Source organism: Campylobacter concisus (genome assembly GCF_002912895.1).
Taxonomy (GTDB): domain Bacteria; phylum Campylobacterota; class Campylobacteria; order Campylobacterales; family Campylobacteraceae; genus Campylobacter_A; species Campylobacter_A concisus_G.
In genome coordinates this window covers 23,461-30,766 of record NZ_POZX01000044.1, presented here as the reverse complement: position 1 = coordinate 30,766, position 7,306 = coordinate 23,461, and the positions used below count along the sequence as shown (strand labels likewise).

Genomic DNA, 7,306 nt, shown 5'->3' with positions numbered 1-7,306 from the left:
AATTTATTGATATTTTTCTTTAAAAGCTTAAAAAAATAAATTAATCGCTAATTTGCTTTTAAGAGTTAAGTATGTATAGTTTTCTTGCTTATTAAATTTATGATGAAAGTGCCTTGAATTATGAGAATTCTGCTTTGTATAAGTTTGTTTTTGATAACAGCTTTTGCCCAGCAATTAGGCTGCTTTATTAATGGAAGCAACCAAGGCATCGTCTTTATAAAAGATGGGCAGATTAAAAATCTGGATCTAAAAGAGACGATTTATAAAAATCAAGAGTGCGGAAATGATGGAGAATTCTTTTATATCGCAAATTTAAACAATGAGATTATTGAAGTGGCAAATGAGAGAAATTTTTTATTTGCCATGCCAAATGTTGGCTGTGAAATCTCACAAATTGTGGTAATTAAAAATAAAATTTACGTAGCTTGTGATATGGCAAATGAAGTCAGCATAGGCGTTTTTGATAAAAATCTAAATAAACTTTTAACTAAAAATTATAAAGATGTTTATAAAATTTCAAGTCTTTTGCCAATTGATGATGAGCTATTTTTTACGAGCTTTAATGGCAAAGCATTTTTGCTTGATAAAGAGCTTAATTTAAAAGAGAAAAAGCGTGTTGGCTTTGCTCCGCTTAGTGCCTGTAAATTTAAGGGGAATGATATTTTGCTTGGCTTTAGAGATGGAGAAATTTTAGATTTTAAAAGTGGAATTAAAAAGCAAGTTTTAAAATCTAAAATTTCAGCTCTTGCGTGTATGGAGGATGAAATTTTTATAGGTGATGGGGATGGAGTAGTCTATAAATTTGACAAAGATTTTAAGTTAAAAGGACAAAAGGCTCTTTTTAGCAATGAGATAAAAAGAATTTTTATAGACAAAGGCGTCTTAAATGGCGTAAATTTAGACAATGAGATAAAGAGTTTAGAGATAAATTCATTTTAAAAAGGAGAGTAAATGCAAAAGTTATTTTGTGTCGCAAGTGCTGCGTTGCTTGGGCTATCTTTAACGACTGCTTGTGCTGCTAGTAGTGACCTTGAAAAAGTCATGAAAGAGCGTGGGCTAAGCGAAAAAGATGTCCTTGCAGCTGCTAAAACTTATCAGCCTAGCGGTAGAAAAGATGATTTCATCGTCTTTTCATCTGGCGGGCAAAGCGGTCAAGTGCTAGTTTATGGCGTTCCGTCGATGAGAATTTATAAATACATCGGCGTTTTTACACCAGAGCCTTGGCAAGGATATGGCTATGACAATGAGTCAAAAGCTGTTTTGAAACAAGGCAACATCAGGGGCAAAGAGATAACATGGGGCGATACACACCACCCAAATTTCACTGAGAAAAATGGTGAGTATGTTGGTGATTATCTATTTATCAACGACAAGGCAAACCCAAGGATCGCTGTTATAAATTTAAAAGACTTTGAGACAACTCAAATGGTCGTAAACCCTATCATGAAGAGTGAGCACGGCGGTAGCTTCATCACTCCAAACAGCGAGTATGTCATTGAAGCTAGCCAGTACGCAGCACCACTTGATGATAACTATCACTCAATGGACGACTACGAAGCCGTTTATAGAGGTGCTGTGACATTTTGGAAATTTGACTATCCAAAAGGCAAGATCGACGAGAAAGCATCTTTCTCTCTTGAGCTTCCTCCATACTGGCAAGACCTAAGCGACGCTGGTAAGGGCGAGAGCTATGGCTGGGGCTTTACAAACTCAATAAACACTGAGATGTATACAGGTGGTATCGAAAAAGGTCTTCCTCCATTTGAGGCAGGCGCTAGTAGAAACGACACCGACTTCTTGCACGTTTATAACTGGCAAATTTTAGAAAAACTTGCACAAGACAAGAAAAACTACAAAGTTATAAATGGTCATAGAGTGATTACGATAGAAGCTGCTGTAAAAGCTGGAGCACTATTTTTGATCCCAGAGTCAAAGAGCCCACACGGTTGTGACGTAAGCCCAGATGGCAGATACATCATCGTTGGTGGTAAGCTTGATACTCACGCATCAGTTTATGACTTTAGAAAGATCAAAGAGCTAATCGACAAGAAAGAGTACGCTGGCACTGACCCATACGGCATACCTATCTTAGATAGAGAAAAGTCAATGCACGGACAAGTAGAACTTGGCCTTGGACCACTGCACACATCATTTGACTCACAAGATGGCATACTTTATACTTCACTTTATGTTGATAGCCAAATCGTAAAATGGGACTACAAAAATTTAAAAGTGCTTGATAAAGTAAATGTTCACTACAACATCGGTCACCTTGACACAATGGAGGGCAAATCAGCAAAACCTAAGGGCAAATACGCAATCGCTCTTGATAAACTTTCAATCGATCGCTTCAACCCAGTTGGCCCACTACATCCACAAAACCACCAGTTAATAGACATCACTGGTGCAAAAATGGATCTAATCTATGATATGCCTATCCCACTTGGTGAGCCACACGACGTTGTCTCAATCGCTGCTAGCAAGCTAACTCCAGCGCTTACTTACAACATGGGTACAAACTCAAGAACAGGCGAGGCTAGCCCATACGCAACCCTAGCTGGTCAAGAAAGAGTTGAGAGAAACGGCAAAAACGTAACTGTCTATGCAACAATGATCAGAAGCCACATCAACCCAGAGCACATCGAGGTAAATAAAGGCGATAACGTAACAATTCACCTAACAAACCTAGAGCGCGCTCAAGATGAGACTCACGGCTTTGGCATCGACCTTTACAACATCCACGCTTCACTTGAGCCTGGCAAAACTGCTTCAGTAAATTTCGTAGCTGATATGGAAGGCGTCTTCCCATACTACTGCACCGAGTTTTGTTCAGCACTTCACCTAGAGATGATGGGTTACTTGCTTGTTAAAGATCCAAATAAAAAATATGAATCTGCAAAAAATAACAAGCTAAAAACTCTAAGTCCAGAAGCTTTAAAAGCTGAATACGACAAAGTAATCGCAACTAATAAGGCAACTGACGATGTTATCCAAGAGGTTGTTAAATACCTAAAAGAGAAACATTATGAGAAATATCCAAAAGTAAAAGCTTTGGTTGATGACGCACTTGATCAATACGGTCACATCAAAGAGGTAAAAGCTAAAGCTGACGAAGCTTACAAAAAAGGCGACGTAAACGGCGCTATCCTTTGGGAGTACCAAGTATGGCAATACATGGTTAAAACAGCTGATGTTGGCTTAAGAGCTAAAAATAACCTAGCTAAAGAGATCGCAACTCCGATGAGTCCAGCTGCTGCAAAAGGCGAAGAGGCTTATCTAAAAGGCGGATGTAATGGTTGCCACGTTATCGGTCAAGTAAGCTCAGGTCCAGACCTAACAGGCGTCTTACTAAGACATGAAAATGGCGAAAAATGGGTAGCAGAATTTATTAAAGATCCTGCTAAGTTCTATAATGACGACTACATTAAATCAATGATTGATTACTTTAACCTTAGAATGCCAAATCAGCATATGAGTGATGAAGAGATCAAAAATATCATCGAATACCTAAAATGGGTAGATGAAAACGCTGGTATGTAGTTTTTAAAGGGGTATTTTGCCCCTTTTTAAATTTTAAAATTTTATTTTTAGCAGATGAAATTTTAAAATTTAAAGGAGAGATCATGAGTAAATATAAAATTTATACCATTGTTGCACTTGTCTTAATGACTGTTTGTTTTACTTTGCCTGTTCTTGGTTGGCACGGAGCAAAAGAGCGTATAGCTAATGGTGATGAACTACCATCTTATACTTACGGTATCTATAATCTTTATAGCTCATTTCAGTATAAAAATCACCTTTTATCAAAAGATGTAGCAAGCGATCTTCATAAGATGATCGAGCAAAAAGCAGAGATTGGTACGCCATCTTTTCCTATCTGGTACGTCTCTCTTGAAGCTCCAAATTATCCAAAATCAGCCTTTCCTGATGGAATTCCTGTATATTTTCACGTAGATGGATATAGTGGTGACGTGCATGAGATGAATACGATAAATCACTATATTGGTATGTATCCTATGGAGCATGGCGGAAATTTAGAGCGAGCGATAGCACCTTATTATTTGCTTATTTCAACACTTTGCATGCTTGCATTTTTGTATTACAATGGCAAATTTAACTCGCTTCTTATGGTTCCAACGATTATCGCGCCTGTACTATTTATGAGCGCATTTGCAGGATGGCTTTATTGGTATGGACACAATATGCAAGAGTGGGGCGCATTTAAGATTAAGCCATTTATGCCAACAGTTTTAGGCGATGGTAGTGTCGCACAATTTACAACGCACTCTTATCCAAGTATCGGATTTTGGGTGATGATCGCTATGAGCGTATTTTGCATACTTGCAGTATTTTCAAAGAAAAAAGAGCTAAATGCGTAAAATTTTTATTTTTGCCCTTGCTTTATTGCCTATTTTTAGCTCTGCAAATATCCTTCAAGATGCAATAAATAATGCTAGCCCTGGCGATGTTATAAAGCTAGGGGATGGCATCTATGAAGGAAGCATAACTATAAATAAGCCGCTTAGTATCGTTGGCGAGGGCAAAAACGCTCACATAAAAGGAAATGGTAAAGGTACAGTTATAAAGATTATTGCCTCAAATGTTACGCTTAGAAATTTAAAGATAAGCGGTAGCGGAAATGACCTTGGTGAGCTAGATGCTGGCATTGGCTGTGATAAAGCAAATAATGTCTTGGTTACGCAAAATGACTTGAGTGATGTGCTTTTTGGGATTGATTTTAAAGAGTGCAGTAGCTCAAAGATCACTGAAAATAACATCACTTCTAAAAAGGGGGCCAGTCTTGGCTTTAGAGGTGATGCTGTTAGACTCTGGTATAGTCATGAAAATTTAATCGAAGGCAATTATATTTATGATAGCCGTGATATGGTTGCATGGTATGCGAGCCACAATAAATTTTTAAAAAATAAAGCGATCCGCGGTAGATATTCGCTTCATTTTATGTACGCAAATCAAAATTTAGTCGAAAACAATGATTTTATTGGCAATGCAGTCGGAATGTTTTTTATGTATTCAGCTGGCTCAAATATAAAAAATAATCTTGTTATGGATAGTGACGGCGCTTTTGGTATCGGTATTGGTCTAAAAGATGTTTCAAATTTTACTATCGAAAATAACACACTTATCTATAATGCAAGAGGAATTTTGCTTGACAACTCGCCATTTCAGCCAGGCTCAACGATAAATTTCTTAGGCAATAAAATTTTACACAACGTAGTTGGCGTATATTTTCACGCTACTCAGGGGACAAGCATCTTTGAAAATAATGATTTTATAGGCAATATGGATATCGTTGCGAACGATACTCCAGGTGATAAAATGGCATTAAATCGGTGGAGTAAAAATTATTATGATGAGTATGAGAGCTTTGATAGAGATAAAGATGGCTATGGTGATACGCCATTTATGCATCTATCGTATGCCGATCAGCTTTGGCAGTACTATCCAAATTTGCAGTTTTTCTATGGCTCAAGTGTCTTTAGTATCTTAAATTTTTTAGCCAAACTTGCGCCATTTTCTGAGCCAGTAAAGCTACTTGAAGATAGCACACCAAGGATAAAACCACTTGATGCTTCAAAATTTAACGCGTTAAGGGCAAAACGTGGATAGAAGAAAATTTATAATCTTAGGCTCAGTCGCAGCTGCCGCAGGATATGGCATAGGTAAAATTTTGCCAAAAAGTAGCGGCGATAAACTCTATCTTAGACCACCAGGTGCGGTTGATGACTTCGATGATCTTTGTGTCAAATGCGGTCAGTGTGTGCAGGTATGCCCTTATCACAGTATAAGTTTGCTTGATATAAAAGATGGATATTCAAATGGTACAGCATACATCGATCCTAAAAAGAGAGGTTGCTATTTATGTGATCTTTTCCCGTGCGTGCTCGCCTGTCCAAGCGGTGCGTTAGATCATGCTACAAAAGTTGTTGATGATGTGAAAATGGGTGTTGCTGTCTTGAGTAATGCAAATGCCTGTATGTGCCTAAAAAGAGAAAAACTAAGCGAAGATAGCGTTGAAGATTTGCTTGTCCGCAAAGTTTATAATGATAGAGAAGAGGCAGAAAAAGATAAGATAAAAGGCAAAATCGGTCAAATTTGTGACCTTTGTGTCAGTATTTGCCCAGTTGGCGATAGTGCAATAGTAATGAGCGAAGCAAATTTGCCACTCATAAAGCATGGCTGTGTTGGGTGTGGGGTGTGTGCTGAGGTTTGCCCTGTAAAAATTATAAATATTGCCCCAAAAATGAGTTATGATGAAATTTATAAGGAGAAAGAATGAGATTAATAATATCTTTAGTGGCTGCTGCTTTGCTATTTTTTGGCTGTGAAAAGAGTGATGACAAAGCGCAAAAAGCAGCTAGTGAGCAACCAATAAATGTAGCCACGAGTGCTAGCATAAAGGTTGAAAAAAAAGAAAATAATCAAAGTACAAATAAACAAAATGACTTCATAAAATACGATATGCACGGCGAAAAGAGCGTAAAATTTGGACTTGAAGATAATAACGTAAGCCGTCAAATCGGTGCTTTAGCAATGGTAAGAACCCCTCTTCAAACTATAAATTTAAGACTTATAAAGGGCAGACTTAGCAAAAATTTCATTACAAAATGCTCAGCTTGTCATGATGATTACGCAAATGGCATCATCGGGCCATCACTTTTAACAAAAAGTGAAAATGAAATTTATACAATGATAAATGCTTATAAAAATAAAGAGAAAGTCAATGTCTTAATGCGAGATCTTGTTAAAAAAATGGATGATAGTGAAATCAGAAATTTAGCTAAAGAAATCAGTGATTTTAATACACAATTTAGGAGCAAATAATGAAAGTAGGAAAGATTATAACCATTATTTTAGCGGTAGCAATTTGCGGTATCATGGTGTTTATGTTAAGCCAGACTCCGCCTAAAAAGGAAAAAGTAGCAACTAATGCTCAGCCAAAAGTAGAGCAAAATTTTACAAAAGAGCAGCCAAAGTCTAGTGAAGAATTTGCCAGCGAAGATGAGCTAAAAAAGGTAAAAGAGCTAAGTCTAAGCGTGGCTAAAGTGCATAATGAAGGCGTTAGCAAGCAGTATCTAACAACTTGTGCTCCGTGCCATGGTGCAAATGCAAAAGGTGTCGTAGCTCCCGATATAACGCACCTAAGTAAGGATGAATTACTTAAAAAGCTGGCTGATTATAAAGCTGGCAAAGTGCAAAACTCGCTTATGAAGGGGCTACTCACAAATGTTAGTGATAGCGAGCTTGAAAGCCTTGCAGATGAAATTTCTAAATTTAAAAAGTAAAA

At 37.4% G+C, this 7,306-nt stretch carries 7 protein-coding genes; all 7 read left to right on the top strand.

What is annotated here, in order from left to right:
• Positions 1–120: 120 nt before the first annotated feature.
• The 7 genes from CYP51_RS05445 (at position 121) to CYP51_RS05415 (ending at position 7,304) form a co-directional block, all read left to right on the top strand.
• The gene (locus CYP51_RS05445) at positions 121–939 is read left to right on the top strand and encodes an ATP-dependent protease (protein WP_103624678.1); all 819 of its coding nucleotides are present in this window, start codon (positions 121–123) and stop codon (positions 937–939) included.
• A 12-nt stretch (positions 940–951) separates the two neighbouring features.
• Positions 952–3,540: a Sec-dependent nitrous-oxide reductase gene (nosZ, locus tag CYP51_RS05440; RefSeq protein ID WP_103624677.1), complete on the top strand. Its 2,589-nt coding sequence runs from the start codon at positions 952–954 to the stop codon at positions 3,538–3,540.
• An 83-nt stretch (positions 3,541–3,623) separates the two neighbouring features.
• Complete coding sequence (locus tag CYP51_RS05435; RefSeq protein ID WP_103624676.1) at positions 3,624–4,379, top strand: cytochrome C; 756 nt, start codon at positions 3,624–3,626, stop codon at positions 4,377–4,379.
• On the top strand, positions 4,372–5,628 hold the full coding sequence (locus CYP51_RS05430) for a nitrous oxide reductase family maturation protein NosD (RefSeq protein ID WP_103624675.1): 1,257 nt from the start codon (positions 4,372–4,374) through the stop codon (positions 5,626–5,628). Before CYP51_RS05435 ends, CYP51_RS05430 begins: the two co-directional genes overlap by 8 nt.
• Positions 5,621–6,298, top strand: a complete 678-nt coding sequence (locus tag CYP51_RS05425) for a 4Fe-4S dicluster domain-containing protein (protein WP_084041224.1) — start codon at positions 5,621–5,623, stop codon at positions 6,296–6,298. Before CYP51_RS05430 ends, CYP51_RS05425 begins: the two co-directional genes overlap by 8 nt.
• On the top strand, positions 6,295–6,843 hold the full coding sequence (locus CYP51_RS05420; protein WP_103624674.1) for a c-type cytochrome: 549 nt from the start codon (positions 6,295–6,297) through the stop codon (positions 6,841–6,843). The genes CYP51_RS05425 and CYP51_RS05420 overlap by 4 nt, the downstream gene beginning before the upstream one ends.
• A complete protein-coding gene (locus tag CYP51_RS05415) occupies positions 6,843–7,304 on the top strand; it encodes a c-type cytochrome (protein ID WP_084109871.1) in 462 nt (153 codons plus the stop codon). Before CYP51_RS05420 ends, CYP51_RS05415 begins: the two co-directional genes overlap by 1 nt.
• Positions 7,305–7,306: the final 2 nt, after the last annotated feature.

Coding starts and splice junctions, on each gene's coding strand:
- CYP51_RS05445 (WP_103624678.1), top strand. CDS start 121: ATGAGAATTCTGCTTTGTATAAGTTTGTTTTTGATAACAGCTTTTGCC.
- nosZ (WP_103624677.1), top strand. CDS start 952: ATGCAAAAGTTATTTTGTGTCGCAAGTGCTGCGTTGCTTGGGCTATCT.
- CYP51_RS05435 (WP_103624676.1), top strand. CDS start 3,624: ATGAGTAAATATAAAATTTATACCATTGTTGCACTTGTCTTAATGACT.
- CYP51_RS05430 (WP_103624675.1), top strand. CDS start 4,372: ATGCGTAAAATTTTTATTTTTGCCCTTGCTTTATTGCCTATTTTTAGC.
- CYP51_RS05420 (WP_103624674.1), top strand. CDS start 6,295: ATGAGATTAATAATATCTTTAGTGGCTGCTGCTTTGCTATTTTTTGGC.
- CYP51_RS05415 (WP_084109871.1), top strand. CDS start 6,843: ATGAAAGTAGGAAAGATTATAACCATTATTTTAGCGGTAGCAATTTGC.